We start from the raw sequence: 16,008 nt of genomic DNA, 5'->3' as shown, positions 1-16,008 counted from the left end.
TTTTAATAAGTTCTGAAAGCAGATCACAAACAGTAAAAAAATAAACGTTTATAACCGCTATGTTATTTCACTATTCGATGATGTCTTTAGGCGTAACACTATTGACAGGTAAGTTTTTTGCAATGAGAAAACGATAAATTGCTGCGCCAACACATGCCCCAATGATCGGAGCAATAATGGGGACGATGAAATAAGGAATATTACGCCCACCGGTCATCGCTATTTCCCCCCAACCAGCAAGCCAGGTGAAAATTTTTGGCCCGAAATCACGCGCTGGATTCATGGCAAAACCGGTTAATGGTCCAGTAGATGCACCAATAACAGCAACCAGAATGCCAATAAGTAAAGGAGCAAGAGGTCCTTTTGGTACGCCATTGCCGTCATCGGTTAACGCCATAATCAACCCCATCAACATGGACGTAATGACCACTTCAACCAACGCCGCCTGCCATACATTTAACGCGGCAGCCGGATAAGTGCTAAAGATACTGGCGAGTTGCAAACTTTCAGCGCTACCACGAACTATATTGTGAGTGGATTCAAAATCGGTAAACAAGCTGTTGTATAAAAAATACGCCAGAACGGCTCCACCAAAGGCCCCCGCCAATTGTGCCACACAATATGGCAACACTTTACGGGCAGGAAAAGCAGCAAACAACCACAGAGCAATGGTAACCGCCGGGTTCAGATGGGCGCCAGAAATGCCTGCCGTAAGGTAAACAGCAAGTGAAATACCTAACCCCCAAATGATACAAATTTCCCACAGACCCAGACTTGCCCCGGCAAGTTTTAGGGCGCATAAACAACCAATGCCAAAAAAGAGGAACAGTCCGGTGCCCAAAAACTCGGCAACGCATTGCGCCTTGAGTGAATCATTCATAGTGACACCTTCTTTACGGAGTTTGTTTCTTTATCAGTTAATCGTGCACTGATTGTCGTGTATATCGAGCGCAACTATAAAAATTGCGCCGGGGAAAATATTGCCAACATGCATGACCGGCACGCTGAAAAATCGTGTTGATATAGCAAATTATTGTCATTCAAAAAGTATTCAACTTAGATACAATCGCTATTGAGCTCGCCAACTCTGCCAGATTTCCACAATAAAAAATTGCCATCCTTATATAATAAAACTTAAACAAATATCACAATTCACTTCCGCAAAGCCCAACCCGACAAAGCATTAGTGCAAATTAAATCTACCGACCAATGCAATTAATTCACATTAAAAAAACCAGAAAACGACCAGTAAATTAATAACATATAGATAATTAAGGCAATTTTATAATATTTACCCTCTATTAATTTTGCTCATCGGATGATTAAGTCAGCCATTCTTTTTCCTCGCTTTTTTTTATAGTCATATCGTCAAAAAATCCAGGCGAGGTCTTTATGCAACAAGAAACGTTAGGAATGGTTGAAACCAAAGGCTTAACTGCCGCCATAGAGGCCGCAGATGCCATGGTTAAATCGGCAAATGTATTGCTGGTTGGCTACGAAAAAATAGGTTCCGGGCTGGTGACCGTCATCGTTCGTGGTGATGTCGGGGCGGTAAAAGCGGCAACAGACGCAGGTGCCGCCGCCGCACGTAACGTCGGTGAAGTGAAAGCCGTACACGTAATTCCCCGCCCACATACTGATGTCGAAAAAATCTTACCAAAGGGAATTAACCCATGAGCAGCAATGAACTGGTCGAACAGATCATGGCGCAGGTTATCGCTCGCGTAGCGACGCCAGAGCATGAGGTTCTCCCGAAAACCACTCATCAAACACGAGAGACGGCTATGGCAGAAAAAAGCTGCACGTTAACGGAATTTGTTGGCACCGCTATTGGCGACACTGTAGGTCTGGTCATTGCGAATGTTGATAGCGCCCTATTGGACGCGATGAAACTCGAAAAACGCTATCGCTCCATTGGCATTCTGGGCGCGCGTATTGGTGCGGGGCCACACATTATGGCCGCGGATGAAGCAGTAAAAGCCACGAACACTGAAGTTATTAGCATTGAACTTCCTCGCGATACCAAAGGTGGTGCCGGACACGGCTCATTAATCCTCTTAGGTGGCAACGATGTTTCCGACGTGAAACGCGGTATTGAAGTTGCACTGAAAGAACTCGACCGAACCTTTGGCGACGTCTACGCCAATGAAGCCGGACATCTTGAACTGCAATATACCGCTCGCGCCAGCTATGCACTGGAAAAAGCGTTTGGCGCACCACTGGGCCGCGCTTGTGGCGTCATTGTCGGCGCTCCGGCTGCTGTTGGTGTTCTGATGGCCGATACTGCGCTGAAATCCGCCAATGTGGATGTCGTGGCATACAGCTCCCCAGCTCATGGCACCAGCTTCAGTAATGAAGTCATTCTGATTATCTCGGGTGACTCCGGCGCTGTCCGACAGGCGGTCATCTCCGCTCGCGAAATCGGTAAAACCGTGCTTTCGACTCTCGGTGATACACCGAAAAACGATCGCCCTTCCTACATCTGAATTCCATGAGGCAGATTCATGAGATCGAAAAGATTTGAAGCACTGGAAAAACGCCCGGTTAACCAGGATGGTTTCGTTAAAGAGTGGATTGAAGAAGGCTTCATTGCGATGGAAAGCCCGAACGACCCGAAACCATCAATAAAAATTGTTAACGGCATCGTCACCGAGCTGGATGGAAAACCCGCCAGCCAGTTTGACTTGATCGACCACTTTATCGCCCGCTACGGTATCAATCTCGCGCGTGCCGAAGAAGTCATCGCGATGAGCTCGGTCAAACTTGCCAATATGTTGTGCGATCCAAATGTCAAACGTAGCGATATTGTTCCCCTGACCACAGCAATGACGCCCGCCAAAATCGTCGAAGTTGTTTCACAAATGAACGTGGTAGAAATGATGATGGCGATGCAGAAAATGCGCGCCCGTCGCACACCATCGCAACAGGCTCACGTCACCAACGTCAAAGATAACCCGGTGCAAATTGCTGCCGACGCGGCCGAGGGAGCATGGCGCGGGTTTGACGAACAGGAAACCACCGTTGCCGTTGCTCGTTATGCACCTTTCAATGCTATCGCCCTGTTGGTAGGTTCGCAGGTGGGACGCCCTGGCGTCTTAACCCAGTGTTCACTGGAAGAAGCCACTGAACTGAAACTCGGTATGTTAGGCCACACCTGCTACGCCGAAACGATTTCTGTCTACGGTACGGAACCCGTTTTCACCGACGGCGACGATACACCGTGGTCAAAAGGGTTTCTCGCATCATCTTATGCTTCTCGCGGCTTAAAAATGCGTTTTACTTCCGGCTCCGGTTCTGAAGTGCAGATGGGCTATGCGGAAGGAAAATCAATGCTTTATCTTGAGGCACGTTGTATTTACATCACCAAAGCCGCGGGTGTTCAGGGTCTGCAAAACGGTTCCGTAAGCTGCATCGGCGTGCCATCGGCTGTGCCGTCAGGCATCCGTGCAGTACTGGCGGAAAACTTAATTTGCTCATCGCTGGATCTGGAATGCGCCTCCAGTAATGACCAGACCTTTACCCACTCAGATATGCGCCGTACCGCACGTTTCCTGATGCAGTTTCTGCCGGGCACCGACTTTATCTCTTCCGGTTTTTCCGCAGTACCGAACTACGACAACATGTTTGCCGGCTCAAACGAAGATGCCGAAGACTTCGATGATTATAACGTCCTTCAACGTGACCTGAAGGTTGATGGCGGCCTGCGACCGGTGCGCGAAGAAGATGTTATCGCCATCCGCAATAAAGCCGCACGCGCTTTACAGGCTGTCTTTGCAGGTATGGGATTACCGCCCATTACCGATGAAGAAGTCGAAGCAGCGACCTATGCCCACGGTTCGAAAGATATGCCAGAGCGCAACATCGTAGAAGACATAAAGTTTGCCCAGGAAATTATCAATAAAAACCGTAACAGTCTGGAAGTGGTGAAAGCCCTGGCGCAAGGCGGTTTTACCGATGTCGCGCAGGACATGCTCAACATGCAAAAAGCGAAACTGACCGGCGATTATCTCCATACCTCAGCCATTATCGTCGATGACGGACAAGTACTCTCTGCGGTCAATGACGTCAATGATTACGCCGGACCGGCTACGGGTTATCGCCTGCAAGGGGAACGCTGGGAAGAGATCAAAAATATTCCCGGTGCACTTGATCCCAACGAAATTGACTAAGGGTGAGAAATGGAAATTAACGAGAAATTACTTCGTCAGATCATCGAAGACGTGCTGGCAGAAATGCAAACCAGCGACAAGTCCGTTTCATTTCGCGCACCTGTCGCCGCAACTGCCACTTCCGCGCCGGATGGCGGAAAATTTTTGACCGAAATTGGTGAAGCCCAACAAGGTGTTCAGCAAGATGAAGTCATTATTGCTGTAGGCCCGGCTTTTGGCCTGGCGCAGACCGTCAATATTATCGGCATTCCGCATAAAAACATTTTGCGCGAAGTGATTGCCGGTATCGAAGAAGAAGGCATTAAAGCCCGAGTGATTCGCTGCTTTAAATCGTCTGATGTCGCATTCGTAGCGGTCGAAGGCGATCGTCTTAGTGGTTCAGGCATTGCTATTGGTATCCAGTCGAAAGGCACCACAGTTATCCACCAGCAAGGGCTTCCTCCCCTGTCTAACCTGGAGCTGTTCCCACAAGCGCCATTGTTGACGCTGGAAACCTATCGCCAGATTGGCAAAAACGCCGCGCGTTATGCGAAGCGTGAGTCTCCACAACCCGTTCCGACCCTCAACGATCAGATGGCGCGGCCGAAATACCAGGCCAAATCTGCCATTTTGCATATCAAAGAGACCAGGTACGTGGTCACTGGCAAAAAGCCGCAAGAACTGCGCGTGACGTTTTAACAAAGGAAACCTTCATGAATACCGATGCAATTGAGTCGATGGTCAGGGACGTGTTGAACCGTATGAATAGTCTACAGGATACAACTCCTGTTTCTGCGGCCCCCCACTCATCAACACTGAGCGCCAAAGTGACTGATTACCCGCTGGCAAATAAACACCCAGAATGGGTCAAAACGGCAACCAATAAAACGCTCGACGATTTCACTCTGGAAAATGTACTCAGCGATAAAGTTACCGCCCAGGATATGCGCATAACCCCTGAAACATTGCGTATTCAGGCCGAGATTGCCAGAGATGCTGGTCGTGATCGCCTGGCGGTGAATTTTGAACGTGCTGCCGAACTTACCTCAGTGCCGGATGATCGCATCCTTGAAATCTACAATGCGTTGCGCCCTTATCGTTCGACTAAGCAAGAACTCATTGCCATTGCCGACGATCTTGAACAGCGTTATCAAGCCCAAATTTGCGCTGCATTTGTCCGTGAAGCCGCAGAACTCTATGTCGAGCGTAAAAAACTGAAAGGCGACGATTAAGGACGAACTATGCGCTATATAGCAGGCATTGATATCGGCAATTCATCGACAGAGGTTGCGCTGGCAACGCTCAGTGCGTCTGGAGAATTGTCGTTCGTGAGCAGCGCTCTGGCAGAAACCACCGGAATCAAAGGTACGTTGCGTAACGTACATGGTATTCAGGAGGCGCTCGCACAGGCAACGAAAAAAGTCGGTATCACTGTCAGCGATATTTCGCTTATTCGTATCAACGAAGCAACTCCGGTCATTGGGGATGTAGCGATGGAAACCATTACGGAAACCATCATCACCGAATCAACCATGATCGGCCACAACCCGAAAACGCCAGGCGGAGTAGGTCTGGGAGTGGGACTCACCATCACTCCGCAAGAGTTGTTAACACGCCCGGCGGAAGCACCATACATCCTGGTCGTGTCATCGGCATTTGATTTTGCCGATATCGCGACCATGATAAACGCCTCCGTGCGTGCCGGATATCAACTGACTGGCGTAATTCTGCAACGCGATGATGGTGTGCTGGTCAGTAACCGACTGGAAATCCCTTTACCCATTGTTGATGAAGTCCTCTATATCGAGCGTATTCCACTCGGTATGCTGGCCGCGATTGAAGTTGCCGTTCCCGGGAAAGTTATCGAAACCCTGTCTAACCCGTATGGGATTGCCACTGTTTTTGCCCTCAATGCTGAAGAGACTCAAAACATTGTTCCTGTGGCACGAGCGCTTATCGGCAACCGTTCAGCAGTAGTAGTGAAAACACCGTCTGGTGACGTTAAAGCTCGTTCGATACCCGCCGGAAACATTGAGCTGCTTTCTGCCGGGCGCACAATGCGGGTCGATGTTGCCGCAGGTGCCGACGCCATTATGAAAGCGGTCGGTGAGTGCCCAAAACTGGAGAACGTGACGGGCGAACCGGGCACCAACATCGGCGGAATGCTGGAACATGTTCGCCAGACCATGGCGGTGCTGACCAATAAACCCAGCCACGAAATTTTTATTCAGGATTTGCTGGCGATAGATACGTCTGTTCCGGTCAGCGTAACCGGTGGTCTGGCTGGAGAATTTTCACTGGAACAGGCAGTGGGTATCGCCTCAATGGTGAAATCAGACCGCCTGCAAATGGCGATGATCGCCAGTGAAATTAAGCAAAAACTGCATATTGATGTTCAGGTCGGAGGCGCAGAAGCAGAAGCCGCAATTCAGGGAGCATTAACTACCCCGGGGACAACGCGCCCTCTGGCAATTCTGGACTTAGGCGCCGGTTCTACCGATGCCTCCATCATCAATCAGAAAGGGGAAATGATTGCCACTCACCTTGCAGGAGCTGGCGACATGGTGACGATGATTATCGCCCGTGAACTGGGCTTAAATGATCGTTATCTGGCTGAAGAAATCAAAAAGTACCCGTTGGCAAAAGTAGAAAGCCTGTTCCATTTACGCCATGAAGACGGCAGCGTTCAGTTCTTCCCTACTCCGCTATCCCCTCATGTCTTTGCCCGCGTTTGTGTGGTGAAACCCGACGAGCTGGTGCCGATTCCCGGCGATTTAACACTGGAAAAAGTGCGTGCCGTTCGTCGCAGTGCGAAAGAGCGCGTCTTCGTAACAAACGCTCTGCGTGCGTTACGTCAGGTAAGCCCAGGTGGAAATATTCGCAACATTCCATTCGTCGTGCTGGTGGGCGGCTCTTCGCTGGATTTTGAAGTACCACAGTTAGTCACCGATGCGTTGGCGCATTATCGACTGGTCGCCGGGCGGGGGAATATCCGTGGCAACGAAGGACCGCGCAATGCGGTAGCTACCGGGCTACTTATCGCCTGGCGCAAGGAGTCGGCTTATGGAAAGTAAAGGACGAGCCCCCGCCATTGTCGTCATGGTAATCGGTGCTTACACCAACGCATGGGATGAGGTGCTTTTCGGTATTGAAGAAGAGGGGATCCCCTTTAGCATTCAACAAATCCCGTCAGGTGAGGTGATCGATAGCGCCTGGCAGGCCGCTCGTCAGTCCCCCCTGTTGGTTGGCATAGCCTGCGACCGGGAAAAACTGATTGTACATTACAAAAATTTACCGGCATCAGCACCGTTGTTTACGCTGATGTATCAACAAGATAACTATGCCCGGCGTAGTATCGGCAATAACGCCGCCCGCCTGGTCAAAGGCATTCCCTTCAGGGAATACCACCCATAATCCACAGGAGAAATGCTGTATGAATAACGCACTAGGACTGGTTGAAACAAAAGGGTTAGTTGGCGCAATTGAAGCCGCGGATGCCATGGTTAAATCCGCCAACGTGCAACTGGTTGGCTATGAAAAGATTGGTTCGGGTCTGATTACGGTGATGGTCCGCGGCGATGTCGGCGCAGTAAAAGCCGCCGTTGATGCGGGGAGCGCAGCAGCAAGCGCCGTTGGTGAAGTGAAATCCTGCCATGTCATTCCACGACCGCACAGCGATGTTGAGGCCATTTTACCTAAATCTGCATAACCCCATTCGCTAAGGAGCACAGCGTGAAGCAATCACTGGGATTACTTGAAGTCAGTGGTCTGGCACTCGCCATCAGTTGCGCGGACGCTATGGCTAAGGCCGCGTCCATCACGCTGGTTGGCCTTGAGAAGACCAATGGTTCGGGCTGGACGCTCATCAAAATTATCGGTGACGTCGCCTCGATTAATGCAGCGATCGCAACAGGCGTCAGTTTCGCCAGACAGCGAAATGGTCTTGTCGCGCACAAAGTGATTGCCCGCCCTGGAGAAGGAATACTGCCCCGCACAACAGAAGCATTGAATGTGACAGTCGAAGCAAGCGAAACACCTGCAACAACAGTCGCCGCAGAAATTATCAGTTGTAATTTGTGTCTTGACCCGGCGTGCCAACGGCAAAAAGGTGAACCCCGTTCACTTTGCCTGCATTCCGATAAGCGAGGGGTGTAGTAATGGATAAACAAACCTTGCAGGAGGCTGTTAGCCTGGTCCTGGATGAGATGCGCGAGCGCCCTATCCCTCTGGGCGTCTCCAGTCGTCACATTCATCTTTCAACGGCGGATTATGTGCGCCTTTTTCCTGAACAACCGATCAGCGAGAAAAAGTCGTTATTACAACCTGGTCAGTTCGCTGCTGAACAGGTTGTTACGCTGGTGGGACCAAAAGGTAAATTACACAACGTTCGCTTGTTGGGGCCATTACGTAACTCAAGTCAGGTGGAGATTTCCCGGACTGACGCCAGAACGTTAGGGATCGCCGCTCCGCTACGCATGTCTGGCGATCTCAGCGACACACCGGGAATTCGTCTGATAAGCCCTTTTGCAGAGCTGGAAATCGCTTCTGGCGTTATTGTCGCGCAACGGCATATTCATATGTCTCCGCTTGATGCCCTGATTTATGGCGTTACACATGGTGATAAGGTGGCGGTCGCCATTGAAGGGGATGAGCGACGACTGATATTCGATAACGTTGCCGTTCGCGTCTCACCGGATATGCGTCTTGAAATGCATATTGATACCGACGAAGCCAACGCCGCAGGCGCTGATAACCCTGACGTTTTTGCCACGCTGGTGTCGGTGCCATGAATAACGTGCTGATGCAACACATTGTTGACGAAGTGATTTTTCGCCTGAAACAGCGTGCGGGAAAAACACTCGCGCTAACTGTTTCGCAACTGCGAGAAGCCAGCGTTCACGAGATAGTTCATCAGTATGCATCGTTACAAATTCAATACGTCGATCTGCCGTTGTTGCGACAACTCGCGGAAAACGAAACGTCAGATCGTGCAGCAATCCACATTCACGAGGCGTTAGCCTGGGGAATGCACATTCAATTGTCGTTGCAGCATCATTTTCTGAACGCCATCAAATTAAAGTCACTCGCCCGTCTACCGTTAACCTGGTGCGACGAACAAGGGCAACCGGTCTACCTTCATCGTGGTCGACTTTTAAGTTATGTCGACATAGCGCAGTTATGCACGGGAATACTGGTGCTGCAACGGAAATGTTGTGTGACCGCTCTTGCGCGTGAAGCGGCAATTACCCGAAACATTCAGTTAATCAGGCAGGAGTAACCCATGCATCTGGCTCGAGTCACTGGCGCGGTGGTATCCACGCAAAAATCACCTTCTCTGGTCGGGAAAAAACTGCTGTTGGTTCGCCGGGTCAGCGCTGACGGTGAACTGCCTCTCACGCCATTAACCGGTGACGAAGTTGCCGTTGATTCAGTCGGTGCTGGCGTCGGTGAGTTGGTACTCCTCAGCAGCGGTTCCAGCGCCAGACATGTGTTTTCCGGACCTAACGAAGCCATCGACCTGGCAGTGGTTGGCATTGTCGATACGCTTTCGCGCTAAGGAGTTGAAAGATGGCGATTTATACCAGAACAGGCGATTCAGGAAATACGTCCCTATTTACCGGGCAACGTGTCAGCAAAACTCATCTACGTGTCGAAGCCTATGGCACGCTGGATGAACTGAACGCGACACTCAGTCTGTGTTATTGCGCCACCACCATCGAAAGTCATCGCATCTTACTGGAAGCCATTCAGCAACAGATATTCTGGTTTAGTGCCGAGCTCGCCAGTGAAAGCGAACAGCCATCAGCGCAGCAACGTTACATCAGTACGGAAGAAATCGCCGCGCTGGAAAAAGCGATCGACAGTGCAATGAACGCGGTTCCTCCAGTTCGCAGCTTCATTCTACCTGGTCGTTGTGAAGCCGCAAGCCGCATGCATTTCGCCCGCACAGTGGCTCGCAGGGCCGAAAGACGTCTGGTTGAACTGACAACGGAAGCCACCGTTCGCCATGTTTTACTGCACTACATCAACCGGCTTTCCGATTGCCTGTATGCCCTCGCCCGCGTGGAAGACAATGTTGCTCATCAGAACCTGATGATTCAGGAAATAACAAAACGTTATCACGAAGCTAACCACACTCCAGCATTGAAGGAACGCACGATGCCGCTCACTTTTCAGGATCTTCATCAGCTCATTCGTAGCGCGGCAATGCGCGCAGATGAACTGCATATTCCCGTAGTCATTAGCATCGTTGATGCCAACGGTACGGAAAGCGTTACCTGGCGGATACCTGATGCGCTGCTGGTTAGCAGTGAACTGGCACCGAAAAAAGCCTGGACCGCCGTGGCGATGAAAACGGCGACACACAAGCTTGCTGACACCGTGCAACCCGGAGCGCCGCTTTACGGACTCGAAAGCCATATGCAAGGCAAAGTTGTCACTTTTGGTGGCGGTTTCCCCCTCTGGCGTGACGGAATATTGCTTGGAGGGCTTGGTATCAGCGGCGGTAGCGTTGAACAAGACATGGATATTGCACAAACCGCAATGGCAGCAATTAACGCAGGAGCAAACCTATGAATACCACTGAATTAGAAACGATTATCCGCAATATCCTGCGCGAACAAATGATGCCCACTGCGTCACAAACGCAAAGAAATGGTATTTTCCAGACTGTCGATGACGCCGTCTGCGCTGCACACCAGGCCTTTTTGTGCTTTCAACAGTGCCCACTTAAAACCCGCAGTGCCATTATCAACGCCATTCGCGAAGAATTATCCCCCCGCCTTACCGAACTGGCAGAAGAGAGCGCTATCGAAACGGGGATGGGAAATAAAGAAGATAAGTATCTAAAAAACAAAGCGGCTCTCGATAACACACCTGGAATTGAAGACTTAACCACCACTGCGCTAACCGGTGATGGTGGCATGGTTTTATTTGAATACTCTCCGTTTGGGGTTATTGGCTCAGTCACGCCAAGTACCAATCCAACGGAAACCATCATTAACAACAGCATCAGCATGTTGGCTGCAGGCAATAGTGTCTATTTCAGTCCTCACCCGGGAGCCAAAAACGTATCGCTGAAACTGATCGCCATAATCGAAGACATCGCGTTTCGCTGTAGTGGCATTCATAACCTTATCGTTACCGTGTCTGAACCAACCTTTGCCGCCACCGAACAGATGATGACGCACCCTAAAATCGTCGTTCTGGCAATTACTGGCGGTCCAGGTATCGTCGCGATGGGGATGAAAAGTGGCAAGAAAGTGATTGGTGCCGGTGCGGGTAACCCGCCCTGCATCGTCGATGAAACGGCGGATATTGTGAAAGCCGCCGAAGACATCATCAACGGCGCTTCATTCGATTACAACCTGCCGTGTATCGCTGAAAAAAGCCTGATAGTCGTTGAATCAGTAGCAGATTACCTAATCCAACAGATGCAAAGTTTTGGCGCTTTTCTTCTTAACCGGGAACAAACTGACCAATTGCGTGCTATTTGCCTTCCTGGCAATGTTGCCAACAAAAAGCTGGTGGGTAAAAGTCCTTCAGCCATGCTGGAAGCAGCGGGAATTCCTTTACCGCAGAAAGCCCCTCGATTACTAATTGCTATTGTCGACGCCGATGATAGCTGGGTTACCTGCGAACAACTGATGCCAATGTTACCCATTGTAAAAGTTAATGATTTTGATAGCGCCCTCACCCTGGCGCTGAAAGTGGAAGACAGCTTGCACCACACGGCAATTATGCACTCGCAGAATGTCTCTCGGCTCAACCTTGCCGCGCGCGTTATGCAAACCTCCATCTTTGTCAAAAACGGCCCCTCCTGGGCAGGCATTGGCGTCGGCGGTGAAGGATTTACGACCTTCACCATTGCTACACCGACCGGAGAGGGGACAACGTCAGCACGGACTTTTGCCCGCTCACGACGCTGCGTGTTGACCACTGGTTTTTCCATTCGCTAGAGAAACGGAAATGAATACTTTTTCACTGCAGACGCGTTTATACAGCGGACCTGGAAGTCTTAAAGTGCTTAGCCGTTTCACCAATAAGCACATCTGGATTATTTGCGACGCCTTTCTGGCACGCTCACCACTGATTGACACGTTGCGCCAGGCGCTGCCTGACAGCAACCGCCTCAGTATTTTTAGCGAAATAACACCCGACCCAACTATCCAGACCGTGGTAAAAGGCATTGCACAAATGCAGACTTTACGCCCGGATGTGGTTATCGGTTTTGGCGGCGGCTCTGCGCTGGACGCCGCAAAAGCGATTGTCTGGTTTAGTCGCCAGTGTGCTATTGAGATTGACACCTGCGTAGCCATTCCCACCACCAGCGGCACCGGCTCAGAAGTGACCAGCGCCTGTGTCATCAGCGATCCAGAGAAAGGGATTAAATATCCCCTTTTCGATAATGCACTTTATCCGGATATTGCAGTCCTCGATCCCTCGCTGGTCGTCAGCGTGCCTCCCGCGATAACTGCCAATACCGGAATGGATGTTTTAACCCATGCGCTAGAAGCCTATGTTTCTCCACGCGCCAGTGATTTCTCGGATGCTCTGGTCGAAAAAGCCGTGCAAATTGTTTTTCACTACCTGCCTACAGCAGTGAATAAAGGCAATTGTCTTGCTACTCGCGGCAAAATGCATAATGCCTCGACGCTTGCCGGAATGGCCTTTAGCCAGGCTGGGCTTGGGTTAAATCATGCAATTGCCCATCAACTCGGCGGGCAGTTTCATCTGCCACACGGCCTGGCGAATGCTCTCCTGCTCACGGCGGTTATCCGCTTTAATGCTGGCGATCCGCGCGCCGCCAAACGCTACGTCCGGCTGGCAAAAACGTGTCATTTATGCCCTGATAACGCCAATGACACCGCCAGCCTGAATGCACTCATTCAACATATTGAACAGCTTAAAAAAGCCTGTGCAATACCGACTCTCGCTAATGCACTGAAAGAAAAAAAAGCAGAATGGTCAGCACGTCTTCCAGATATGGTTCAGGCAGCGCTGGCGGATGCAACATTGCGTACCAACCCACGAGCGGCTGATGCCTCCGCTATTGAGGAACTGCTTGAGGAGTTGTTATGAACGTCGAGTTAACGTCCTGTGACAGTCAGACGATCCGTGAGCGAGTTCAGGCAGCCGGGGTTGTGGGTGCTGGCGGCGCAGGCTTTCCAACACATATCAAGCTGCAGGCGTGTGTTGACACTTTCCTGGTAAATGCCGCGGAATGCGAACCAATGTTGAAAGTGGACCAGCAGTTAATGGCACAACAAGCCAGCCGCCTGCTGCGCGGTGTTCACTATGCGATGAAAGCCACCGGGGCTGCTAGCGGAATCATCGCGCTGAAAGAGAAGTATCAACCCGCAATAAAAGCACTTACACCATTACTTCCAACGGATATCCGCCTGCATATTTTGCCCGACGTTTATCCCGCTGGGGATGAGGTGCTGACCATCTGGATGGCAACAGGTCGTCGCGTTCCACCCGCCGCGTTGCCCGTTAGCGTCGGCGTGGTGGTGAATAACGTCCAGACCGTGCTGAATATTGCCAGAGCCGTTGAGCAACAGTATCCGGTAACGCGCCGCACGTTAACCGTTAATGGTGCAGTTGCTAAACCAGTAACAGTGACCGTTCCCATCGGAATGTCTTTACGCGAGGTACTGGCGCTGGCGGGAGGCGCTACGGTAGATAATCCCGGTTTTATCAATGGCGGGCCGATGATGGGGAGTTTGATCCCATCGCTCGATACGCCAGTCAGCAAAACCACCGGCGGCTTGCTGGTCTTACCCAACTCTCATTCACTGATCCAACGTCGAATGCAGGATGATCGCAACGTACTTGCCGTCGCGAAAACCGTTTGTGAACAATGCCGCTTATGTACCGATCTCTGTCCACGTCATTTAATCGGTCACGAACTGTCACCACATTTGTTAGTACGTGCGGTTAACTACCAACAGCTCGCTACACCGCAACTGTTACTGACAGCACTCACCTGTTCGGAGTGCAACGTCTGTGCCAGCGTCGCCTGCCCGGTAGGTATTTCACCAATGCGCATAAATCGCCTGCTTAAGCAGGAATTACGCGCTAAAAATCTCCGCTACGAAGGCACCTTAAACCCTGCGGATGTCATGGCAAATTATCGACTGATTCCCGTAAAACGGCTGGTAACCAGACTGGGCTTAGCACCGTGGTATCAGGATGCGCCATGGTCTGAACACGTGCCACAGCCCGAAAAAGTGACGCTATTGTTACGCCAGCACATCGGAGCCAGCGCAATTGCGTGTGTCCAAAAAGGCGATCGTGTCGTTCGTGGGCAATGTGTAGGCCAAATTCCACACGGCACATTAGGTGCCCCCATTCATGCCAGTATTGATGGCACGATCAGTGATGTGACAGAAAACGCGATTACGGTTGTGAGAGGTTAACCATGTCAAAAGCGGTAGGTATTTTAGAACTTAGCAGTATCGCGAAAGGGATGGAAACCGGCGATGCCATGCTGAAAAGCGCCAACGTTGAGTTACTGGTCAGCAAAACGCTATGCCCCGGTAAATTTCTGCTGATGCTCGGTGGCGATGTCGGTGCGGTGCAACAGGCCATCGATAATGGCACGTCCCTTGCTGGTGAAATGCTGGTCGACAGTCTGGTTCTTCCTAATATTCATCCCACTATCCTGTCTGCAATCAGCGGTCTGAACCATGTTGACCAGCGACGGGCTGTCGGTGTAGTAGAAACCTGGAGTGTAGCAGCCTGCATTGACGCTGCCGATTGTGCAGTGAAAGCGGCAAACGTCACGCTCGTGCGGGTGCATATGGCCTTCGGTATTGGCGGTAAATGCTACATGGTAGTGGCAGGCGATATTTCTGATGTTAATAACGCGGTCTCTGTCGCCAGCGAGCGCGCGGGGGAAAAAGGTTTGTTGGTCTATCGTTCGGTGATTGCCCGTCCGCATGAAGCCATGTGGCGTCAGATGGTGGAGGGATAATGTCAACTCAACACACGACTGAACGGATGATTCAGGAATATGTTCCCGGTAAACAGGTCACACTGGCGCATGTGATTGCGAATCCCGGAAAGGATCTGTTTAAGAAATTAGGTTTACCAGACACCGTTTCTGCCATTGGCATTCTGACGATTACCCCCAGTGAAGCATCTATCATCGCGTGTGATATCGCCACAAAATCAGGCGCTGTAGAGATTGGTTTTCTTGATCGTTTTACCGGCGCGGTAGTTCTGACTGGCGATGTTTCTGCTATCGAATATGCACTTAGCCAGGTTACACGCACGCTGGGCGAAATGATGCACTTTACCGCCTGTTCCATTACACGGACCTGACACTATGCAACGGATGATGCTCATCGGTCCCAGTCAGTGCGGAAAAACGTCACTCACACAATGCCTGCGCGGAGAGAATATTCAGTATCAGAAGACGCAGGCAATCGTCTGGTCACCGGCCACCATTGACACACCCGGGGAATACCTCGAAAACCGCAGCCTTTACAGCGCACTGCTGGTCTGTGCCTGCGAAGCGGACATTATCGCACTGGTACTTAATGCGAACGCACCGTGGTCCCCTTTTTCGCCAGGCTTTACTACATCGATGAATCGCCCGGTCATTGGGGTAGTAACCAAAGCGGATTTAGCCAGCGTAGAACAAATATCTTTGGTGAAATGCTGGTTACGGGAAGCTGGGGCACGCAACGTATTAGTAACCAGCGCGATAAATAACATCGGGGTTGCAGAACTTTTTACCTTGTTACATACAGAAGAAGGTTGTCGTTAATTTCGACATTTCAATATGTTATCAGATGGGAATGATGACTTGTGACACAGAGAAAGGAATCATGAACAATGAGGGTTGCCGGGC

At 50.8% G+C, this 16,008-nt stretch carries 20 protein-coding genes; 19 read left to right on the top strand and 1 reads right to left on the bottom strand.

Translation table 11 applies throughout. The annotated features are described in order from the left end of the window. Positions 1-70: 70 nt before the first annotated feature. Positions 71-880 carry a propanediol diffusion facilitator PduF gene (gene pduF / locus BEA93_RS06980; RefSeq protein ID WP_001516591.1) on the bottom strand — a complete coding sequence of 270 codons (810 nt, stop codon included), beginning with the start codon at positions 878-880 and terminating at the stop codon, positions 71-73. A gap of 512 nt (positions 881-1,392) precedes the next feature. Between pduF and pduA the strand changes: the two genes are divergently transcribed. Genes pduA through BEA93_RS06885 form a run of 19 tightly spaced genes read left to right on the top strand, consistent with a single transcriptional unit; the run spans position 1,393 to position 15,924 of the window. Continuing rightward, on the top strand, positions 1,393-1,677 hold the full coding sequence (gene pduA, locus BEA93_RS06975; protein ID WP_105224923.1) for a propanediol utilization microcompartment protein PduA: 285 nt from the start codon (positions 1,393-1,395) through the stop codon (positions 1,675-1,677). Then, positions 1,674-2,486: a propanediol utilization microcompartment protein PduB gene (gene pduB / locus BEA93_RS06970; RefSeq protein WP_000097486.1), complete on the top strand. Its 813-nt coding sequence runs from the start codon at positions 1,674-1,676 to the stop codon at positions 2,484-2,486. The genes pduA and pduB overlap by 4 nt, the downstream gene beginning before the upstream one ends. Before the next feature lie 18 nt (positions 2,487-2,504). Next, a complete protein-coding gene (gene pduC / locus BEA93_RS06965; protein WP_001256922.1) occupies positions 2,505-4,169 on the top strand; it encodes a propanediol dehydratase large subunit PduC in 1,665 nt (554 codons plus the stop codon). A gap of 9 nt (positions 4,170-4,178) precedes the next feature. Next, positions 4,179-4,847 (top strand): propanediol/glycerol family dehydratase medium subunit, encoded by a 669-nt coding sequence (locus BEA93_RS06960; protein ID WP_000405038.1) that lies wholly within the window; start codon positions 4,179-4,181, stop codon positions 4,845-4,847. Between the two features lie 14 nt (positions 4,848-4,861). Beyond that, entirely contained in the window at positions 4,862-5,380 is a 519-nt protein-coding gene (gene pduE, locus BEA93_RS06955; protein WP_001090590.1) for a propanediol dehydratase small subunit PduE, read from the top strand. A 9-nt stretch (positions 5,381-5,389) separates the two neighbouring features. Further along, positions 5,390-7,222, top strand: a complete 1,833-nt coding sequence (locus BEA93_RS06950) for a diol dehydratase reactivase subunit alpha (RefSeq protein WP_001268904.1) — start codon at positions 5,390-5,392, stop codon at positions 7,220-7,222. Continuing rightward, positions 7,212-7,562 (top strand): glycerol dehydratase reactivase beta/small subunit family protein, encoded by a 351-nt coding sequence (locus tag BEA93_RS06945; RefSeq protein WP_000444065.1) that lies wholly within the window; start codon positions 7,212-7,214, stop codon positions 7,560-7,562. The genes BEA93_RS06950 and BEA93_RS06945 overlap by 11 nt, the downstream gene beginning before the upstream one ends. A gap of 19 nt (positions 7,563-7,581) precedes the next feature. Next, a complete protein-coding gene (gene pduJ, locus BEA93_RS06940) occupies positions 7,582-7,857 on the top strand; it encodes a propanediol utilization microcompartment protein PduJ (protein WP_001057752.1) in 276 nt (91 codons plus the stop codon). 23 nt (positions 7,858-7,880) lie between these two features. Beyond that, on the top strand, positions 7,881-8,303 hold the full coding sequence (locus tag BEA93_RS06935) for a BMC domain-containing protein (protein ID WP_105224924.1): 423 nt from the start codon (positions 7,881-7,883) through the stop codon (positions 8,301-8,303). 2 nt (positions 8,304-8,305) lie between these two features. Beyond that, positions 8,306-8,938: a phosphate propanoyltransferase gene (locus tag BEA93_RS06930; RefSeq protein WP_000361033.1), complete on the top strand. Its 633-nt coding sequence runs from the start codon at positions 8,306-8,308 to the stop codon at positions 8,936-8,938. Beyond that, the gene (gene pduM, locus BEA93_RS06925; protein WP_001067061.1) at positions 8,935-9,426 is read left to right on the top strand and encodes a microcompartment protein PduM; all 492 of its coding nucleotides are present in this window, start codon (positions 8,935-8,937) and stop codon (positions 9,424-9,426) included. The genes BEA93_RS06930 and pduM overlap by 4 nt, the downstream gene beginning before the upstream one ends. A gap of 3 nt (positions 9,427-9,429) precedes the next feature. Further along, positions 9,430-9,705, top strand: coding sequence for a EutN/CcmL family microcompartment protein (locus tag BEA93_RS06920; RefSeq protein ID WP_000549830.1), 276 nt, complete (start codon positions 9,430-9,432; stop codon positions 9,703-9,705). Positions 9,706-9,716: 11 nt separating this feature from the next. Continuing rightward, positions 9,717-10,724, top strand: coding sequence for a two-domain cob(I)yrinic acid a,c-diamide adenosyltransferase PduO (pduO, locus tag BEA93_RS06915; RefSeq protein WP_105224925.1), 1,008 nt, complete (start codon positions 9,717-9,719; stop codon positions 10,722-10,724). Next, complete coding sequence (gene pduP, locus BEA93_RS06910) at positions 10,721-12,106, top strand: CoA-acylating propionaldehyde dehydrogenase PduP (protein ID WP_105224926.1); 1,386 nt, start codon at positions 10,721-10,723, stop codon at positions 12,104-12,106. Before pduO ends, pduP begins: the two co-directional genes overlap by 4 nt. Before the next feature lie 10 nt (positions 12,107-12,116). Then, positions 12,117-13,229 (top strand): 1-propanol dehydrogenase PduQ, encoded by a 1,113-nt coding sequence (locus BEA93_RS06905; protein WP_105224927.1) that lies wholly within the window; start codon positions 12,117-12,119, stop codon positions 13,227-13,229. Next, on the top strand, positions 13,226-14,569 hold the full coding sequence (locus BEA93_RS06900; protein WP_001516600.1) for a 4Fe-4S dicluster domain-containing protein: 1,344 nt from the start codon (positions 13,226-13,228) through the stop codon (positions 14,567-14,569). Before BEA93_RS06905 ends, BEA93_RS06900 begins: the two co-directional genes overlap by 4 nt. A 2-nt stretch (positions 14,570-14,571) precedes the next feature. Then, positions 14,572-15,126, top strand: coding sequence for a propanediol utilization microcompartment protein PduT (gene pduT, locus BEA93_RS06895; RefSeq protein ID WP_105224928.1), 555 nt, complete (start codon positions 14,572-14,574; stop codon positions 15,124-15,126). Continuing rightward, positions 15,126-15,476 (top strand): propanediol utilization microcompartment protein PduU, encoded by a 351-nt coding sequence (gene pduU / locus BEA93_RS06890; protein WP_000107121.1) that lies wholly within the window; start codon positions 15,126-15,128, stop codon positions 15,474-15,476. Before pduT ends, pduU begins: the two co-directional genes overlap by 1 nt. A gap of 4 nt (positions 15,477-15,480) precedes the next feature. Next, positions 15,481-15,924 (top strand): EutP/PduV family microcompartment system protein, encoded by a 444-nt coding sequence (locus BEA93_RS06885; RefSeq protein ID WP_085449036.1) that lies wholly within the window; start codon positions 15,481-15,483, stop codon positions 15,922-15,924. The last annotated feature ends 84 nt before the right edge of the window (positions 15,925-16,008 follow it).

This window comes from Escherichia sp. MOD1-EC5950 (assembly GCF_002965345.1).
In the GTDB taxonomy this organism is placed as follows: domain Bacteria; phylum Pseudomonadota; class Gammaproteobacteria; order Enterobacterales; family Enterobacteriaceae; genus Escherichia; species Escherichia marmotae.
The sequence above is the reverse complement of the archived record's forward strand: the minus strand, read 5'-3'. Positions and strand labels throughout refer to the sequence as shown.

Coding starts and splice junctions, on each gene's coding strand:
- pduF (WP_001516591.1), bottom strand. CDS start 880: ATGAATGATTCACTCAAGGCGCAATGCGTTGCCGAGTTTTTGGGCACC.
- pduA (WP_105224923.1), top strand. CDS start 1,393: ATGCAACAAGAAACGTTAGGAATGGTTGAAACCAAAGGCTTAACTGCC.
- pduB (WP_000097486.1), top strand. CDS start 1,674: ATGAGCAGCAATGAACTGGTCGAACAGATCATGGCGCAGGTTATCGCT.
- pduC (WP_001256922.1), top strand. CDS start 2,505: ATGAGATCGAAAAGATTTGAAGCACTGGAAAAACGCCCGGTTAACCAG.
- BEA93_RS06960 (WP_000405038.1), top strand. CDS start 4,179: ATGGAAATTAACGAGAAATTACTTCGTCAGATCATCGAAGACGTGCTG.
- pduE (WP_001090590.1), top strand. CDS start 4,862: ATGAATACCGATGCAATTGAGTCGATGGTCAGGGACGTGTTGAACCGT.
- BEA93_RS06950 (WP_001268904.1), top strand. CDS start 5,390: ATGCGCTATATAGCAGGCATTGATATCGGCAATTCATCGACAGAGGTT.
- BEA93_RS06945 (WP_000444065.1), top strand. CDS start 7,212: ATGGAAAGTAAAGGACGAGCCCCCGCCATTGTCGTCATGGTAATCGGT.
- pduJ (WP_001057752.1), top strand. CDS start 7,582: ATGAATAACGCACTAGGACTGGTTGAAACAAAAGGGTTAGTTGGCGCA.
- BEA93_RS06930 (WP_000361033.1), top strand. CDS start 8,306: ATGGATAAACAAACCTTGCAGGAGGCTGTTAGCCTGGTCCTGGATGAG.
- pduM (WP_001067061.1), top strand. CDS start 8,935: ATGAATAACGTGCTGATGCAACACATTGTTGACGAAGTGATTTTTCGC.
- BEA93_RS06920 (WP_000549830.1), top strand. CDS start 9,430: ATGCATCTGGCTCGAGTCACTGGCGCGGTGGTATCCACGCAAAAATCA.
- pduO (WP_105224925.1), top strand. CDS start 9,717: ATGGCGATTTATACCAGAACAGGCGATTCAGGAAATACGTCCCTATTT.
- pduP (WP_105224926.1), top strand. CDS start 10,721: ATGAATACCACTGAATTAGAAACGATTATCCGCAATATCCTGCGCGAA.
- BEA93_RS06905 (WP_105224927.1), top strand. CDS start 12,117: ATGAATACTTTTTCACTGCAGACGCGTTTATACAGCGGACCTGGAAGT.
- BEA93_RS06900 (WP_001516600.1), top strand. CDS start 13,226: ATGAACGTCGAGTTAACGTCCTGTGACAGTCAGACGATCCGTGAGCGA.
- pduT (WP_105224928.1), top strand. CDS start 14,572: ATGTCAAAAGCGGTAGGTATTTTAGAACTTAGCAGTATCGCGAAAGGG.
- pduU (WP_000107121.1), top strand. CDS start 15,126: ATGTCAACTCAACACACGACTGAACGGATGATTCAGGAATATGTTCCC.
- BEA93_RS06885 (WP_085449036.1), top strand. CDS start 15,481: ATGCAACGGATGATGCTCATCGGTCCCAGTCAGTGCGGAAAAACGTCA.